At 73.6% G+C, this 15,419-nt stretch carries 16 protein-coding genes; 9 read left to right on the top strand and 7 right to left on the bottom strand.

Annotated elements, in window-relative coordinates; all coding sequences use genetic code 11:
* Positions 1 to 76: 76 nt before the first annotated feature.
* Positions 77 to 913: an undecaprenyl-diphosphate phosphatase gene (locus tag AB0C02_RS16920; protein WP_357549066.1), complete on the bottom strand. Its 837-nt coding sequence runs from the start codon at positions 911 to 913 to the stop codon at positions 77 to 79.
* Positions 910 to 1,962 (bottom strand): LLM class F420-dependent oxidoreductase, encoded by a 1,053-nt coding sequence (locus AB0C02_RS16915; RefSeq protein WP_357549065.1) that lies wholly within the window; start codon positions 1,960 to 1,962, stop codon positions 910 to 912. The genes AB0C02_RS16920 and AB0C02_RS16915 overlap by 4 nt, the downstream gene beginning before the upstream one ends.
* A 169-nt stretch (positions 1,963 to 2,131) precedes the next feature.
* Between AB0C02_RS16915 and AB0C02_RS16910 the strand changes: the two genes are divergently transcribed.
* A complete protein-coding gene (locus AB0C02_RS16910; RefSeq protein ID WP_357549064.1) occupies positions 2,132 to 3,103 on the top strand; it encodes an aldo/keto reductase in 972 nt (323 codons plus the stop codon).
* A 69-nt stretch (positions 3,104 to 3,172) separates the two neighbouring features.
* Positions 3,173 to 3,364 (top strand): DUF5703 family protein, encoded by a 192-nt coding sequence (locus AB0C02_RS16905; protein ID WP_036378156.1) that lies wholly within the window; start codon positions 3,173 to 3,175, stop codon positions 3,362 to 3,364.
* A gap of 68 nt (positions 3,365 to 3,432) precedes the next feature.
* On the opposite strand, the gene AB0C02_RS16900 is transcribed toward AB0C02_RS16905, so the two are convergent.
* On the bottom strand, positions 3,433 to 4,089 hold the full coding sequence (locus tag AB0C02_RS16900; RefSeq protein WP_357549063.1) for a hypothetical protein: 657 nt from the start codon (positions 4,087 to 4,089) through the stop codon (positions 3,433 to 3,435).
* Positions 4,090 to 4,151: 62 nt separating this feature from the next.
* Complete coding sequence (locus tag AB0C02_RS16895; RefSeq protein WP_357549062.1) at positions 4,152 to 5,486, bottom strand: M20/M25/M40 family metallo-hydrolase; 1,335 nt, start codon at positions 5,484 to 5,486, stop codon at positions 4,152 to 4,154.
* 182 nt (positions 5,487 to 5,668) lie between these two features.
* Between AB0C02_RS16895 and AB0C02_RS16890 the strand changes: the two genes are divergently transcribed.
* Positions 5,669 to 6,655, top strand: coding sequence for a LysR family transcriptional regulator (locus tag AB0C02_RS16890; RefSeq protein WP_357549061.1), 987 nt, complete (start codon positions 5,669 to 5,671; stop codon positions 6,653 to 6,655).
* Positions 6,656 to 6,674: 19 nt separating this feature from the next.
* Positions 6,675 to 6,905 (top strand): hypothetical protein, encoded by a 231-nt coding sequence (locus AB0C02_RS16885; RefSeq protein ID WP_357549060.1) that lies wholly within the window; start codon positions 6,675 to 6,677, stop codon positions 6,903 to 6,905.
* Positions 6,906 to 6,979: 74 nt separating this feature from the next.
* Here the strand turns inward: AB0C02_RS16885 and AB0C02_RS16880 are convergent, their stop codons facing one another.
* From AB0C02_RS16880 to AB0C02_RS16870, 3 genes are all read right to left on the bottom strand, one after another.
* The gene (locus tag AB0C02_RS16880; RefSeq protein WP_357549059.1) at positions 6,980 to 7,330 is read right to left on the bottom strand and encodes a DUF3140 domain-containing protein; all 351 of its coding nucleotides are present in this window, start codon (positions 7,328 to 7,330) and stop codon (positions 6,980 to 6,982) included.
* Entirely contained in the window at positions 7,330 to 7,503 is a 174-nt protein-coding gene (locus tag AB0C02_RS16875; protein WP_357549058.1) for a hypothetical protein, read from the bottom strand. The genes AB0C02_RS16880 and AB0C02_RS16875 overlap by 1 nt, the downstream gene beginning before the upstream one ends.
* Positions 7,504 to 7,565: 62 nt before the next feature.
* Positions 7,566 to 10,109, bottom strand: a complete 2,544-nt coding sequence (locus AB0C02_RS16870) for an ATP-dependent Clp protease ATP-binding subunit (RefSeq protein WP_357549057.1) — start codon at positions 10,107 to 10,109, stop codon at positions 7,566 to 7,568.
* A 145-nt stretch (positions 10,110 to 10,254) separates the two neighbouring features.
* On the opposite strand from AB0C02_RS16870, the gene AB0C02_RS16865 reads away from it, so the two are divergent.
* The 5 genes from AB0C02_RS16865 to AB0C02_RS16845 all read left to right on the top strand — a co-directional run bounded on the left by AB0C02_RS16865 (position 10,255) and on the right by AB0C02_RS16845 (position 15,361).
* The gene (locus AB0C02_RS16865; protein WP_357549052.1) at positions 10,255 to 10,641 is read left to right on the top strand and encodes a hypothetical protein; all 387 of its coding nucleotides are present in this window, start codon (positions 10,255 to 10,257) and stop codon (positions 10,639 to 10,641) included.
* 233 nt (positions 10,642 to 10,874) lie between these two features.
* On the top strand, positions 10,875 to 11,135 hold the full coding sequence (locus AB0C02_RS16860) for a hypothetical protein (RefSeq protein ID WP_357549050.1): 261 nt from the start codon (positions 10,875 to 10,877) through the stop codon (positions 11,133 to 11,135).
* A gap of 8 nt (positions 11,136 to 11,143) precedes the next feature.
* On the top strand, positions 11,144 to 12,031 hold the full coding sequence (locus AB0C02_RS16855; protein WP_357549047.1) for a hypothetical protein: 888 nt from the start codon (positions 11,144 to 11,146) through the stop codon (positions 12,029 to 12,031).
* Positions 12,024 to 14,696 (top strand): FtsK/SpoIIIE domain-containing protein, encoded by a 2,673-nt coding sequence (locus tag AB0C02_RS16850; protein WP_357549045.1) that lies wholly within the window; start codon positions 12,024 to 12,026, stop codon positions 14,694 to 14,696. Before AB0C02_RS16855 ends, AB0C02_RS16850 begins: the two co-directional genes overlap by 8 nt.
* Positions 14,693 to 15,361: a hypothetical protein gene (locus tag AB0C02_RS16845; RefSeq protein WP_357549042.1), complete on the top strand. Its 669-nt coding sequence runs from the start codon at positions 14,693 to 14,695 to the stop codon at positions 15,359 to 15,361. Before AB0C02_RS16850 ends, AB0C02_RS16845 begins: the two co-directional genes overlap by 4 nt.
* The last annotated feature ends 58 nt before the right edge of the window (positions 15,362 to 15,419 follow it).

Genomic DNA, 15,419 nt, shown 5'->3' with positions numbered 1-15,419 from the left:
GAACAGCTGACCCCGCTTGAACGACACGTTGGCCGGCACCCCGAACCCGGGGTGCCGGCCAACGGCGTCCTGCGGATCAGGTAGGGGAAAGCACCCCGGTGAGGAGCAGGCAGAGGACCAACGACCCGAGTGCCACCCGGTAGAGGACGAAGAGGTACAGGGTGTGGTGGGCGACGTAACGCAGCAGCCAGGCGATGGCCGCGTACCCGATGACGAAGGCGATCAGCGTCGCGACGGCCATCTGGGCCGTGCTCGGCGCGGCGGTCCCCGGCGCGGACGGTTCGAAGACGTCCGGCAGGCTGAACACGCCGGAGATCACCACCGCCGGGATCGCGAGCAGGAACGAGTATCGCGCCGCCGTCTCCCGGGTCAGGTTGAGCAGCAGGCCGGCGGTGAGCGTGCCGCCGGATCGGGACACGCCGGGAATCAGCGCCATGGCCTGGGCGAAGCCCATGACGACGCCGTCGCGCATCCGGAAGTTCTCCAGCGTGCGGGTCTGCCGCCCCCAGTACTCGGCAAAGGCCAGCACCAACGCGAAGAAGATCAACGTGAAGGAGATCAGGTACAGGTTCCGGCCGGCGGTGCGGATCTGGTCCTTGAACAGCAGCCCGAAAATCCCGATCGGGATGGTGCCGACGATGACGTACCAGCCCATCCGGTAGTCGAGGCTGGCGCGCACCGAGCGGTCGAACAGGCCGACCACCCAGGTACGGACGATCCGCCAGATGTCCTTGGCGAAGTAGATGAGCACCGCCGCCTCGGTGCCGAGCTGGGTCACCGCGGTGAACGAGGCGCCCGCGTCCCGGTTGAAGAAGAGCGCCGAGGTGATCCGCAGGTGCCCGGAGGACGAGACGGGCAGGAATTCCGTGAGCCCCTGGACGATGCCCAGGACGATGGCCTCTACCCAGGTCACTCGCCAACTCCAGCAAGCTCGAATGCCTCGGCGACGGTGCGCAGGGTCTGCACACCGCTCTCCCGGTCGGCGGCGAACAGGGACACCGACAGGGTGGTCACGCCGGCCGCGGCGTACTCCCGCATCCGATCGGCGATGCGCTCCTTGGGACCGAGCAGCGAGGTGCGGTCGATGAACTCCATCGGCACCGCGGCGGCGGCGTCGCGCTGCCGCTTGGCCAGGTAGAGGTCCTGCACCTCACGGGCGGCGTCGCCGTAGCCCATCCGGGTGGCCAGCTGGTTGTAGAAGTTCTGCTGTCGGCTGCCCATGCCGCCGACGTAGAGGGCGGCGTACCAGCGGACCAGCTCGGCGCAGGAGGCGATGTCGTCGCCGACCACCACCGGGACGGACGGCACCACGTCGAAGCCCGCCAACTCCTTGCCGGCCTTGGCGCGGCCCGCGCGCACAGGGGCGAGCTGCTCCTCGGCGAACTCGGGCGCGTAGAAGACAGCCAGCCAGCCGTCGGCGATCTCGCCGGCCAGCTCCAGGTTCTTCGGGCCGACTGCCGCCAGATAGATCGGAATGTGCTGGCGTGGTGGATGGAAGCCCAGCCGCAGCGCCTTGCCCGGCCCGTCCGGCAGCGGCAACGTGTAGTGCTCCCCGTCGTACGCGACCTCCTTGCGGGCGACCGCCAGCTTCACGATGTCGACGTACTCGCGGGTGCGGGCCAGGGGCTTGGCGAAGCGGACGCCGTGCCAGCCCTCGGAGACCTGCGGACCGGAGACGCCCAGGCCGAGGCGGAACCGGCCACCGGAGAGCGCGTCGATGGTCGCCGCGGTCATCGCGGTCATCGCCGGCGTACGGGCGGGGATCTGCATCACCGCGCTGCCCACGTCGATCCGCTCGGTCTGGCCGGCGATCCAGGCCAGCATGCTCGGCGAGTCGGAACCGTAGGCCTCCGCCGCCCACACCACCGAATAGCCGAGCCGGTCTGCCTCCTGGGCCAGGGCCAGATGATCGGCCGGACTACTCCACGCCGTCTGGTATCCGAGGCTGAGCCCGAGTCGCACTGGTCCTCCCACCGTCCGCACCACAGGTCGCATCAGGTTACGCAATACGGGTGGCCGGGCCGACCCCGGCTTACCTCGAACGGATCACCGAACCCGGCCCGACGGTGGAGCAGGAACTTGACTCCGGGCGAGGATATCCGTGACGCGAGGTTCGAAATAAGGTTCACCCATGCAACAGCGACCGCTCGGCCGAAGCGGGCTGGCGGTTTCGCGGCTCGCGCTCGGCACCATGACCTGGGGACGGGACACCGACGCCGACGACGCGGCCGCCCAACTGAAGAGCTACCTGGACGCGGGGGGCAACCTCGTCGACACCGCCGACGTGTACGCCGACGGCGACGCCGAGTCGGTGATCGGCTCGCTGCTGGGCAGCCTGGTCGCCCGGGACGAGCTGCTCATCGCGACCAAGGCGGGGCTGCGGCCGGGCAGCGGTCGCCGCCGGGACGGCTCCCGGGGCCACCTGCTGCGGACCCTCGAGGCGTCGCTGCGCCGGCTCGGCACCGACCACGTCGACCTGTGGCAGGTGCACGGATACGACCCGGACACCCCACTGGAAGAGACCCTGGGCGCGCTGGACCACGCGGTGTCCAGCGGCAAGGCCCGTTACGTGGGGGTGTCCAACTTCTCCGGCTGGCAGACCGCCCGGGCCGCCGCCTGGCAGGCCGCCTGGCCGGGGCGGGCCCCGGTGGTCGCCGCGCAGGTGGAGTACTCGCTGCTGGAGCGGGGTGTGGAGCGCGAGGTTCTGCCCGCCTGCGCGGCGATGGGGCTGGGGGTGCTGCCCTGGTCGCCGTTGGGGCGCGGGGTGCTCACCGGCAAGTACCGGCACGGCCGCCCGGCGGACTCCCGGGCCGCGTCGCCGCACTTCGAGCGCTTCGTCGCCACGTACCTGGAGCCGCGCTGCTCAAGCATCGTGGAGGCGGTCGCCACCGCTGCCGGCGGGCTGGGCGTGTCGCCGCTCGAGGTAGCGCTGGCCTGGGTCCGGGACCGGCCCGGGGTGACCGCGCCGATCCTGGGCGCCCGTACCGTGGGGCAGCTCCTCGGTGCCCTTCAGGTGGAACGGATGACCCTGCCGGAGGAGATCGTCACCGCCCTGGACGACGTCTCGGCGGTGCCGGTCGGCTACCCGGAACGGGACGGCTGAGCCCGGGACGCGATGCGGGCCACTCGCAGGGGGTGGCGGTGGGCCACCGGGCTGGGCAGCATAGGGCTCATGGACTACGAATACGCGCCGCTGCGGTTGCCATCGAACGTCGACCGGTTGACCGCTGCGGCGCAGCTGGCGATCCAGGCGGAGTTCTCCGGCTGGGAACTGGCCCGGGTGCGGCTGTACCGGGACGGCACGCGGCAGGTGGTGCTGCGCCGCCGCCGGGTCAACCAGCCGCAGCCGGGCCTGTCGTACTGAGGGCCCCGGAAGCTTTCCGGGTCTCCCAAGGGCCCGACCGCGTGGTCGGGCCCCGGGAACGTCACGGCCTAATGGTGGGCGTGGTCGTGCTCGTCGTCGAGCTCGAGGAACGGGTGCTCGTCGAGCCGGCCGACGAGGCGGTCGTCGGGGGCCGGCTGGAACGGGCCCAGCGGGTCGTCGTCATCGAACGACTCCAGGTCGACCGGGGTGCCGACCTCGCTAACCATGACCAGGCCGTCGAGCGGCTCCAGCTCGGGAACGTCCAGCGCGCTGAGCGAGCCGTCGCCGCTCTGCAGCAGCTCCAGCACGGCCTCGCCGACGCCCTCAACCGGGGCCGGCTCGTCTTCCTCGGGGGTGCCCTCGCGGCGGGCCGCCTCGGCCGCGCGGATCAGGGCGGACACGCTCGGTACGCGGTAATCGCGGCGCTGCCGCACCGAGATGACCCGCGGGTGCGGGTCGGTGGCCTCGACGCCCTCGATCGCGCCGAAGCGCTCGTCGGCCTCGTCCGGGTCGATCGACTCGACGTCCCACGGGGTCACCTCGCCGAACGCGTCGAGCAGCAGCTCGTCGTACGCGAACGAGGCGTTGTTCAAATTGACGTACGCCTGCCAGACGGCGTCGTCGTCGATCCGGCCCTGGGCGGCACGGACGGCGGCCAGGTGGGCGCGGGCCGCGTCGATCACCCGCTCGAGGGCGGCGTCCAGCTCACCGTGCTGGTCGGTCATGGTGTGGCAGTCCCTTCAGAAATGGCGGAAATTCCGCGCCGACGGTGACGCGACGGACACGGTCAGCAGTTGCGGAGAAACCGGTCGAGAACCCGCACGCCGAACTGTAGTCCGTCCAGCGGAACCCGCTCGTCGATGCCGTGGAACAGGCCGGAGAAATTGAGGTCGGCGGGCAGCCGAAGCGGCGCGAAGCCGAAGCAGCGGATGCCGAGCTGTGAGAACGCCTTGGCGTCGGTGCCGCCGGAGAGCATGTAGGGCACCGGTCGGGCGCCCGGGTCCTCGGCGCGCAGCGCGGCGGACATGGCCTCGACCAGGTCGCCGTCGAAGGTGGTCTCCAGAGCGGGCTGGCGCTGGATGTACTCGATGGCGATGTCCGGACCGACCAGCTCACGCAACTGCCGCTCCAGCAACTCCGACTGGCCGGGCAGGCTGCGGCAGTCGATGGTGGCGGTGGCCCGGCCGGGAATGACGTTGTCCTTGTAGCCGGCGGCCAGCCGGGTCGGGTTGGCGGTGTTGCGGATGGTCGCGCCGATGATGTTGGCGATCGGGCCGAGCTTGGCGATCGCGGCCTCCGGGTCCTCCGGGTCGATGTCGATGCCGAGGACGTCGGAGACCTCGGCGAGGAACGCCCGCACGGTGTCGGTGACCACCACCGGGAAGCGGTGCTGGCCGATCCGTGCGACCGCCTCGGCGAGCGCGGTGACCGCGTTGTCGTCGTGCATCATCGAGCCGTGGCCGGGACGGCCCTTGGCGTGCAGGCGCAGCCAGTCGATGCCCTTCTCGGCGGTCTCGATCAGATAGAGCCGCTGCTGCTCGTCGACCGAGTAGGAGAAGCCGCCGACCTCGCCGATCGCCTCGGTGCAGCCGTCGAAGAGGCCGCGGTGCTCGCGGGCGAGGTAGTGCGCGCCGTAGTCGCTGCCGGCCTCCTCGTCGGCGGTGAAGGCGAGCACGATGTCCCTCGCGGGCCGCACGCCGGTGCGCTGCCAGCCGCGGACCACGGCGAGCACCATCGCGTCGAAGTCCTTCATGTCGATCGCGCCGCGGCCCCACAGGTAGCCGTCGCGGATTTCGCCGGAGAACGGGTGCACCGACCACTCGTCCGGGTCGGCGGGCACCACGTCGAGGTGGCCGTGCACCAGTAGGGCGTCCCGCCCCGGGTCGGTGCCCGGGATCCGGGCGACGAGGTTGGCCCGGCCTGGCGCCGACTCGTGGATCTCCGCGTCGACCCCGACCTCGGCGAGCTTCTCCGCGACGTACTCCGCCGCGCGCCGCTCTCCGACGCTGGTGTCGTTGTCCCCGGTGTTGGTGGTGTCGATACGAAGCAGGTCGCGACAGAGGTCCACGACCTCGTCGGTGGGGACCGGTCGGGCGGTGGCGGTGGCGGCGTCGCTCGTCATCGCATCTTCATACCAGCCGGCTCCGGCGGCCGGCGTACGCACCCGTCGGACCTGTCACGGCGCCGGGAGCGCCGAGGCCCGCCCGCGCCTCGGGCCGGCGCACTGCGGCGGCCCGGCTGATCGAGGTACGCCGATGACGAACGGCTCTTCCGCATACCCCTTCGTGGCCCTACGGTCGCCGTATGAACCTGGAGCTGCGACACCTGCGGGTGGTCTGTGCGATCGCGGAGAAGGGGAGCGTCACCAAGGCGGCCTCGACGCTCGGTCTGGCCCAGCCGGCGGTGACCGCCCAGCTCCAGCGCATCGAGCGGACCCTCGGCGGTCCACTGTTCGAGCGGGATCGCCGTGGCGCCCGCCCCACCGCGCTCGGCGAGCTGGTGCTGGACCGGGCCCGGGTGCTGCTGCCGGCGATGAAGGGCCTCCAGGACGAGGCGGCCCGGCTGGCCGGGGCGGGGGATCCGCCGAGCCGCTACCGGTTCGGCGGGGTGAACAGCCCGATCCTCGGCCGGCTGGTGCACCGGCTCGCCGCCGAGCAACCCGACGTGGGCATCACCACGTACGCGTCCTGGTCGGTGGACGAGCTGGCCCAGCTGGTGGCCGGCGGCCGGCTCGACTTCGCCCTCACCGGGGTGTGCGGGGACGCCAGCCCGTCGGCCGCGTTCGGGCTGAGCTGGCGGGAGGTGGCCGTCGACCCGATCTTCGTACTGCTCCCGCAGCACCACCCGCTGGCCGGCCGGGACGAGGTGCGCCTGGTGGACCTGCGGCGTGAGCAGTGGGTGGCGGCGCCCGGCGACGGGTGCTTCGGCGACTGCTTCGCCGCCGCCTGCGCCCGCGCCGGCTTCACCCCGCGCAAGCTGTACGAGGCGGACGTGCGCGGCTGCGTGGACCTGGTCGACGCGGGCGAGGGGGTGGCGCTCTGTCAGGCCACCTTCCGGCCGCCGGCCGGGCTGGTGACCCGCCGGCTGGCCGGGGCGCCGCTGCGCTGGCGGCTGCTGCTGGGCTGGCACCCGGACACGCCGGCCGCCCGGGTCGCCGGGACGGTCCTGGAGACGGCGGTGGCCGCGTATACCGACGCGCTGGCGCCGCATCCGGACTACCTGGCCTGGCTGCGGTGGCATCCCGGCTTCGGCGCCCAGCCAACGACGGCCGGTTGGGTGCGAACCGCCTGAGCGCGGGTATCAGGGCGGCATGACTGATCTGTACCCCGCCGCGGACCAGCGGGAGCTGCTGCGCCAGGCGGCTGCCGCGCACACCGCCGCCGCCGAGGACGTGGAGACGTTTCTGCGCCGGCTGCCGGAGGTGCCCGACCCGACCGACATCACCGAGTACGCGAACCTGCTCAGCCGCGAGGAGCGGGCCCGCGCCGACCGGCAGGCCGCCGCCGACGCGGTCGGGCTGCAACTGCCCAGCATGGAATAGACCCGACGAGGGGACGGCACCCGGGACGCAGTCCGGGTGCCGTCGATCGGGTCCGCCTCGTCGTGCGAGTCGGCTCAGCGTTCGATGAGGACGTCGTGGCCGAGGTCGAGCAGGGAGTGCCGCCACTCGTCGTCGGCGTTGCCCCGGCTCGGCTTCGCCGCCGCCAGCTCCCGGATCCGGTCGATGGCCTCCCGCATCACCTCGATGTCCTCCGGGGTGAGGTCCACCTTGCGCTTGGTGAGCACGGCGAGGATCTGCCGGCCCGGCTCGGGCAGGTCCAGGTCCGGGTTCGGCCCGAACGCCTCCTCCCCCGAGCCGCGGGTGAGCAGCCACTGCCGCAGCTTCTCGGACGGGACGTTCACCTCGGCGTGAAAGTCGTCCCAGATCACCTCGACCTCTGGTTCGAGTCGTGCCTCGCGTACCATCACGCCTCCTCTCGCGACGGCGGCCCGGACCGCGTCGGGTCGCCCTCGCCCTTGTCGGTGTGCTGCTTGAGGCCCTCCGGCGGCACCTTGACCCGGGACGGATTGGCCGTCGGGGGCGCGACGATCGGTTCGCTGCGCTCGGTGTCCTCCCGGGTTTCCTCGGGTTCGGTCATGTCCGCCCTCCGCTGGGTCGGGGATGACGCCGCGCCGCACGGCGCGGATGGCGCCTCATCGTTCACCGCGGATGGGACGTCGCGGCGGCGGTGTGGCCGCGTTCGCCGGCGGCCACCTGGAAGGCGAGCTGGCCGTCCTGCACGTCGACCGTGACCCGCTGGCCGGGGGAGATCTCGTCCCCCAGCAGCATCCGGGAAAGCCGGTTGTCGACCTCCCGCTGGATCACCCGGCGCAGCGGCCGGGCGCCGAACTCCGGCTGGTAGCCGTGCTCGGCCAGCCAGTCGACCCCGGCCGTGGTGAAGTCGACCTGAATGTCCTGGGCGTGCAAGCGCCGACGGGTCTCCTCCAGCAGCAGCTCGGTGATCTGGCGCAGTTGCTGGGCCTCCAGCCGCTGGAAGATGATGATCTCGTCGATGCGGTTGAGGAACTCCGGCCGGAAGTTCTCCTGGAGCCGGCGCATCAGCCGCTCGCGCAGCTCGGTGGCCTCCTGCCCCCCGGGCTCGCCGGTGGCGAAACCGACCGTGCGCTGGGTGCCGGTGATCAACTCCGAGCCCAGGTTGCTCGTCATGATCAGTACGGTGTTCTTGAAGTTCACCGTCCGGCCCTGGCTGTCGGTGAGCCGGCCGTCGTCGAGCACCTGGAGCAGGATGTTGAACACATCGGGGTGGGCCTTCTCGATCTCGTCCAGCAGCACCACCGCGTACGGACGGCGGCGGACCGCCTCGGTGAGCTGGCCGGCCTCCTCGTAACCGACGTACCCAGGTGGGGCGCCGACCAGTCGGCTGACCGTGTGCCGCTCCTGGAACTCGCTCATGTCCACCCGGACCATCCGGTCCGCCTCCCCGAAGAGCGCCTCGGCCAGGGCCCGGGCCAGCTCGGTCTTGCCCACGCCGGTGGGGCCGAGGAAGAGGAAACTGCCCATCGGCCGGTTCGGGTCGGCCAGGCCGGTACGCGAGCGCCGGACCGCCTCGGCGACCGCGCTGACCGCGTCGTCCTGCCCGATCACCTTCTCGTGCAGGTATCCCTCCAGGCGCAGCAGCCGGTCCCGTTCCTCCTCGGTGAGCTGGGTGATCGGGATGCCGGTGGCCCGGGAGACCACCTCGGCGATCTCCGTCGGCCCGACCGTCGGCACGTTCGACGGCTCACCCTCCCCCTTCGCTCGCCCGATCTGGTCCTCCAGGTCGGACACCCGGTCGCGCAGTTCGGAGGCGCGCTCGTACTGCTCGTCGGCGACCGCCTGATCCTTGTTGCGGCGAATCTCGTCGAGCTGCCGTTCCAGCTCCCGCACGTCCTCGGCGGGCGTGCGGGTACGCAGCCGAACGCGGGCCCCGGCCTGGTCGATCAGGTCGATTGCCTTGTCCGGCAGGTAGCGGTCGGTGACGTACCGGTCGGACAGCTCGGCGGCGGCGACGAGGGCCTCGTCGGTGAACCGGACCTGGTGGTGCGCCTCGTACCGGTCGCGCAGGCCGCGCAGGATGGTGACGGTGTCCTCGACGCTGGGTTCGGGCACGAAGACCGGCTGGAACCGGCGGGCCAGCGCGGCGTCCTTCTCGATGCTGCGCCGGTACTCGTCCAGCGTGGTCGCGCCGATCACCCGCAGCTCGCCCCGCGCGAGGGCGGGCTTGAGCATGTTGGACGCGTCCATGCCGCCCTCGCTGCCGGCGCCGCCCGCGCCGACCAGGGTGTGGATCTCGTCCAGGAAGATGATCAGCTCGTCGCGGTGCGCCCGGATCTCGTCGATCACCTTCTTGAGCCGTTCCTCGAAGTCGCCGCGGTAGCGGGTGCCGGCGACCAGTCCGGGCAGGTCGAGCTGGATCACCCGCTTGCCGATCAGGGTCTGCGGCACGTCCCCGTCGCAGATCCGCTCGGCCAGCCCCTCCACGATGGCGGTCTTGCCGACACCGGCCTCACCGATGAGCACCGGGTTGTTCTTGGTCCGGCGGGACAGGATCTCCACCGCCTGCTCGATCTCGTCCGCCCGCCCGATCACCGGGTCGATCTGGTCGTTGCGGGCCAGCTCGGTGAGGTCCTGGCCGTACTGGTCGAGAGTCGGGGTGCCCCGGTCGGGCCGCGGCGTGCCCCCGCGTTCCGCGCTGGCCGCCTGCAACGACTCGGGCTGGATCCGGCCGGCGGCGAGCATCCGCCCGGCCGGCGACTCCGGGTTCAGCGGCAGGGCCATCAGGATGTGCTCGGGGCCGATGTAGTTGGCGCCCATCGCCCGGGACAGCTGGTGAGCGTCGAGCAGCGCCCGCTTGGCCGCCGGGGTGAGCGACAGGTTCGGTGGCACCTCGCCCCGGGGTGCCCCGTCGCCGCGCCCGCCGAGGGCGTTTACCAGGGCGTCCGGGTCGGCGCCGGCGCGGCGGACCAGGTCGCGCAGCGGCTCGCGTTGCAGCGCCGCCCAGAGCAGGTGGTCGGTGTCCAGGTCGTTGCTGTGCTTCTGCGCCGCCCGGCGGGCCGCGTCGGCGAGCATCTCCCGCGCGTCGGCGGTCATCAGCCGGGTGATGTCGACCCGGTGCGCCGGCCGGCGTCCCCCCTCGCCCCGGCCGAAGTACCGGGCCAGGAACTCGTCCCACGGGTCGGAGCCGAAGTCACCGGGTCCCATCATCTCTGTCCTCCGCTCCTCGGGCGGGCACGGTCGCCGAGGCGACCTGGCGCGGCACGGTCTGCGGTGGCTACCCGGCGGTCGGCGCAACAAACGCGAGCGGGTCCCGGTGCACCGGTGGCAGCCGGCTCGGTGGCACGCTTGGGGGATGGACACCAGGCCGCTGCTGATCGTCGACGGGGCGAACGTGGTGGGCTCCCGGCCGGACGGCTGGTGGCGGGACCGGGCCGGGGCGGCGGCCCGGCTGCGTGACGCGTTGGTGCCACTGGCCGAGGCGGGCGTGCCGCCGGAGCTGCCGCCGCCGATCGAGGTGGTGCTGGTGGTGGAGGGGGCGGCGCGGGGCGTGGCCGCGGTGCCGGGCGTCGGGGTGGTCGCCGCGCCCGGCTCGGGTGACGACACCATGGTCGAGCTGGTCGCCGCAGCGGCGGCGCGGCGGCGCAGCGTCGTCGTCACCGCCGACCGGGAGCTGCGGGCCCGGGTGCGCGCGCTGGGCGCCGAGGTGCACGGCCCGCGTTGGCTGCCCCGGGACGGCTGAGCGCCCCGCCGGCCGCGTCTTGACCGGTGCTGCGGCCGGCCACGGCGGCGGGGTGGACCGTGGACGGGACTGGTTGCCCCGTCGGCGGGACCGGCCTGCCGGACGCGCAGCGGACGAACGCGCACGTCAGGGGCGTGATCGGACAGTCGGGCAGGAACACCGCGAGGGCGGTTGTTCTTTCCCCCAGCGGGATGGGTTGTAATGGAGATCTCCCCGCCCTCAGGAGGTCCCCCGTGGCGAGCGTCGCCGAGCTGAAGGCAGCCATTGATGTCGCCCTCCAGCAGATAGGTGACGGGCAGACAGCCGTGCAGGCGGCCGGTGAGAAGCTGGCCGAGGCGCAGCAGACCCTGGCCGGCGCACTGGAGGGCAGCGGACACGAGACGGTCGAGGCGGCCCAGGCGTCGCTGACCCAGGCCAGCCAGGAGCTGGAGGAATGTCTCGCCGCCACGCTGGTCGCGGTCGAGCAGGCGCAACTCTACGTCGCCTCCCTCTAGGACCGACCGTGTCCATCATCGAGGACATCGGCGCGCAGGTACGCGCCGTCGCCGACGAGCTGCCGCTCGCCCAGCTCGCCGTCGCGTTGGAGAAGTTCGGCCAGGCCACCGAGCGGCTGCGCTGGGTGCGGCAGGAGTCGGCCAACCCGATGGGGGCGCCGGAGCTGTCGGCCGCGACCGAGCACGCCGAGACCGCCGGGTACGCGCTGCGGGTGGCGCAGGAGCAGCTGTCGGCGTACCTGGCCGCGATCGGCCTCGCCGCCGACGGGGCGCCCGCGCCGAAGGCCGACGAGCGACAGCCCCGGCACGACGCGCCCCGCGAGGTGGCGCCGCCGGCGCCGGGCGCCGGACCGGAGCAGGGCGTCGACCCGACGGCGCGGCGCTGGTGGGCGGTGCGGGTGGCGGAGCTGACCGGCGGCCGGGAGGGCCCGTCGGACGAGCCGGACGAGCAGGTCGGCGACTCCCGGGAACTGCTGCGCCGGGTGGTGACCGGGGTCCGCTCGGGCGACCGGGACCGGCTGCACCGCGAGCTGCGCCGGGCACACGCCGACGTGGGGCTAGGGCTGGCCGCGGTCGCTCCGCCGCTGCTGCGCGACCTGGCCGGGGAGTTGCTCGGGCACCCGCCCCGCGCCGACGATCTCGGCCGGCTGCGCCGGGAGCTGGACGGGCGGGTCCGCGACCTGCTGCCCGGGCTGCCACCACCGGTGCTGGACGCCCTGCTCACCCGGGTCTGCCGGATGCCACCGCCCCGTCGCGCCGAGGACCAGGAGCAGCCGCACGCGGCGGATCCGGCGGTCACCGCCGGGGTGGTCACCGGGGTGCTGCTGGACCGGCTCGGCCGCGACCTGCCGGCGGACGCCGTCGAGCGGGAACCGTCCCGGGGTGCGCATGGCTGACGTCCGCACCCGCCTGGTGTCGCGGGTCCGGGACCTGCTCTCCGAGGCCCTCGGCGCGGCCCGGAACCGGCTGGCCGCCGCCGACGCCGAACTGGCCGCCGGCCGGGAGCGGCTGGATCGGGTACGCCGAGCCGCGGTGGCCGTACCCGAGCGGGTGGGCGCCGCCCGCGACGGCCGGCTGGCCGAGATCGACGCCCGGCACACCGCCCGGATCGCGGAGCTGGTCCGGCGGGCCGCCACGGCGGCGCAGCGGGAGGCGCCCGGCGCGGCGTCCGCGCCGTGGGACCGGTGGCGGGTCACCCCCGCCGACCGGGCCGAACCGCCCGGCGCGGTCCGGGTCGGCACGGTACGCATTCCCGGCGCCGAGCCGGTGCCGGCGCTGGTGCCGCTGCTGGACGCCGGTCACGTGCACCTGGCCGGCGGTGACCGGGCGGGCATCGCCGCGGTGGTGCCGGCCCTGCTGCTGCGCTCGCTCGGGCGCGCCGAGCCGGGCACGGTCCGACTCTTCGGGTACGACCCGGATCACCTGGGCGGCGGGTTGGCCGGGTTCGCCCCGCTCGGCACGGCTGGGCTGCTCACCTTCGTCGGCCCGGGCGGGCTGGGACGGCTGCTGGACGACCTGGTGGAGCAGATCCGCCGGATCAACGAGACCGTGCTGGCCGGCGAGCACGCGTCGCTGCGCGAGCTGGCCGCCGCCACCGGCCGCCGGCCGGAGCCGTGGCGGGTGGCGGTGCTGCTCGGCGGCGAGGAGCTGTCCCGGCACGAACGCGGCCAGCTGGACCGGGTGGTGCGGACCGGGGCGGCCTGCGGCGTGCACCTCGTGGTACGCGGGATGACACTGCCCGACGACGCGACGGTGACCCGGATCGCGGTCGAGCCGGACGACGCCCGGATCGCCGGGCTGCCGGTCGTGCTCGACGAGCCGCCCCCGGCCGGGCTGGTCACCGAGACCTGCCGGGGGGTGGCCTCCCGGGTCAACGCCGGTCCCCCGCCGGCGCCCTTCACCGATCTGCTCCCGCCGCCAGAGGATTACTGGCGGGAGGATTCAGCCCCCGGGCTGACCGCGCCGATCGGCGAGGGCCGGCATGGGCGGCCGGTGCTGCTGACCCTCGGCGACTATCCGCCGCACGCGCTGATCGGCGGCCCCTCCGGCACCGGCAAGACCAACCTGATCTTCGCCTGGATCGGCGCGCTCGCTGCCCGCTACTCCCCCGCGGAGCTGGAGTTCTATCTGCTGGACTTCAAGGAGGGGGTGTCCTTCGCCCGGTTCGCCCAGGGCCGGCGGGACCCGAGCTGGCTGCCACACATGCGGCTGGTCGGGATCAACGTCAACACCGACCGGGAGTTCGGGCTGGCCCTGCTCCGGTTCCTCGCCGAGGAGCTGCGCCGCCGGGCGGACGCGGCGAAGAAGCACGAGGTCACCAAGCTCGCCGAGCTGCGCGCGGTGGACCCGACCGGACACTGGCCGCGCATCGTGGCCGTGGTGGACGAGTTCCAGGCGCTGCTCGCGGGCCGGGACGTGGTCGCCCGGGAGGCCGCCGACCTGCTGGAGGACCTGGCCCGGCGGGGCCGCTCGCAGGGCATCCACCTGGTGCTCGCCTCGCAGGACGTACGCGGCATCGAGGCGCTGTGGGGGCGGCCGGCGCTGGTCGCCCAGTTCACCCTGCGTATCGCGCTACCGAAGGCGCTGCGCATCCTCGCCGAACGCAACGACGCGGCGCAGTCGCTGCCCCGGCACCACGCGGTGGTCAACGCCGAGTCGGGGCTGGTCGAGGGGAACCAGGTGGCGCGTATCCCGTCGGCCAGCGACTGGGAGACGTGGAGCGAGTTGCAGCACCGGTTGTGGCGGATGCGCCCGCAGGACGCCGCCCCGGCCCGGCTGTTCGACGGCGACGCGATCCCGAAACTGGCCGACGCGCCGGACTTCGGCGCGCTGACCGCCCCCGAGCAGGGGGTGCCGCGCGGCCCGGTGGCCCTGCTCGGGGAGATCATCGACGTGCAGTCCCGCTCGGCGGCGATGCGGCTGCCCCGGGCCCCCGGGCGCAACCTCGCCGTGCTCGGTACCCGGGTGGAGGAGGCGTGCGCGGTGCTGGACGCCGCCGCCCGGTCGTTGGCCCGGCAGCACCGGCCGGGCACCGCCCGTTTCTCCATCGCCTGTCTCGACCCGGACGCCGACCCGGCCGCCCGCGCCCTCTACGCGGACCTGGCCGACGACGCCGCCTGGTACGACGAGGAGAGCGTGCCCGAGCTGATGTCGGAGGTGGGCGACGGGCTCGGTGCGCCGGGCACCCCGCCCAGCCCGCACTACCTGCTGCTGTACGCGGTCGACGCGGCGGCCGCTCAGCTCGCCGCCCGGGCGGGCCGGCGGACCGGGCTGGAGCAGCTGCGCCGTATCCTGCACGACGGGCCGGAACGGCGTACGCACGTGCTGGCCTGGTGGCGCGGGGTGGCCCGGATGCGGACCGACCTGGGCGGCCCGGCCGCACGCCTGGAGAACATCGGCGCCTGGGTGGCGCTCGACGTGCAGGGCGCGGAGCTGGGCTCCTCGCTGCATCCGGGCACCGGCGGGCCGGACTGGTATCCGCGCCCGTGGCGGGGTCTGTATTTCGACCGGGCGGTGCACCGCACCGGACAGGTGATCATCCCTTACGGTCCGTCCTCATGAACGTACCGGTCGCCAGTGAGACGTACGCCGCCCAGATCCGTCGGCTCGCCGAGCTGACCGCCCGGGTCGCCGCCCAGCGCGCCGAGGCGCACGCCTGGTACGCGCAGCAGTGCGCCGCCGCCGAACGGGCCGTGACCGGGGCCGCCGAGCAGGTCCGCCGGGCCGAGTCGGAGGCGGCCGAGGCGCGGGACCTGGTGGAGCGGGTGGATGCCGAGACCGCCCACCTGTGGGAGGAGCTGCGCACCCGGGTCCGCTCCGGCGGTCGGCGGCTGGGCGATCCGCCCGGGCCTGCCCGGGAGGCCACCGGCGACCCGGTGTCGCGGCTGCGCGGGGTACGGGACCTGCTGGACCGGATCCGCCAGCGGGGCGAGCTGCCCGGCTCGGCGAACCCGCTGCTGGTGTGCTGCGGGATCGGCGGGTCGCTCGTCGCGTACGCGTTGGGTATGGGCGCGCGGGCGCTGGGCCACGGCTCCAGCGGTGACCTGGCGGTCGGGATGCCGGTGCTGGCGCTGGTGAGCACGCTGCTCGGCCCGCTGGTGGGTCTGGCGCCGGCCCGGCTGCTGGCCGACCGCCGGCACGCCGTGCTGGCCCCACGCGCGATCACCGTGGTGGTCGCCGCCGGCCTGGCGGCCACCGTCCTCCTCCTCACCCTGGCCCCCCGCTGACCGGTTGATCATGAGGGTGTTGTCGCGACACGGCGGCCTGACGGCAACACTTGCATGA

The organism is Micromonospora sp. NPDC048999, from assembly GCF_040649295.1.
Classification (GTDB): domain Bacteria; phylum Actinomycetota; class Actinomycetes; order Mycobacteriales; family Micromonosporaceae; genus Micromonospora.
The sequence above is the reverse complement of the archived record's forward strand: the minus strand, read 5'-3'. Positions and strand labels throughout refer to the sequence as shown.

Excerpts from the sequence above, each read along its gene's own strand:
- AB0C02_RS16910 (WP_357549064.1), top strand. The coding sequence starts at position 2,132 with ATGCAACAGCGACCGCTCGGCCGAAGCGGGCTGGCGGTTTCGCGGCTC.
- AB0C02_RS16905 (WP_036378156.1), top strand. The coding sequence starts at position 3,173 with ATGGACTACGAATACGCGCCGCTGCGGTTGCCATCGAACGTCGACCGG.
- AB0C02_RS16900 (WP_357549063.1), bottom strand. The coding sequence starts at position 4,089 with ATGACCGACCAGCACGGTGAGCTGGACGCCGCCCTCGAGCGGGTGATC.
- AB0C02_RS16895 (WP_357549062.1), bottom strand. The coding sequence starts at position 5,486 with ATGACGAGCGACGCCGCCACCGCCACCGCCCGACCGGTCCCCACCGAC.
- AB0C02_RS16890 (WP_357549061.1), top strand. The coding sequence starts at position 5,669 with ATGAACCTGGAGCTGCGACACCTGCGGGTGGTCTGTGCGATCGCGGAG.
- AB0C02_RS16885 (WP_357549060.1), top strand. The coding sequence starts at position 6,675 with ATGACTGATCTGTACCCCGCCGCGGACCAGCGGGAGCTGCTGCGCCAG.
- AB0C02_RS16880 (WP_357549059.1), bottom strand. The coding sequence starts at position 7,330 with ATGGTACGCGAGGCACGACTCGAACCAGAGGTCGAGGTGATCTGGGAC.
- AB0C02_RS16875 (WP_357549058.1), bottom strand. The coding sequence starts at position 7,503 with ATGACCGAACCCGAGGAAACCCGGGAGGACACCGAGCGCAGCGAACCG.
- AB0C02_RS16870 (WP_357549057.1), bottom strand. The coding sequence starts at position 10,109 with ATGATGGGACCCGGTGACTTCGGCTCCGACCCGTGGGACGAGTTCCTG.
- AB0C02_RS16865 (WP_357549052.1), top strand. The coding sequence starts at position 10,255 with ATGGACACCAGGCCGCTGCTGATCGTCGACGGGGCGAACGTGGTGGGC.
- AB0C02_RS16850 (WP_357549045.1), top strand. The coding sequence starts at position 12,024 with ATGGCTGACGTCCGCACCCGCCTGGTGTCGCGGGTCCGGGACCTGCTC.
- AB0C02_RS16845 (WP_357549042.1), top strand. The coding sequence starts at position 14,693 with ATGAACGTACCGGTCGCCAGTGAGACGTACGCCGCCCAGATCCGTCGG.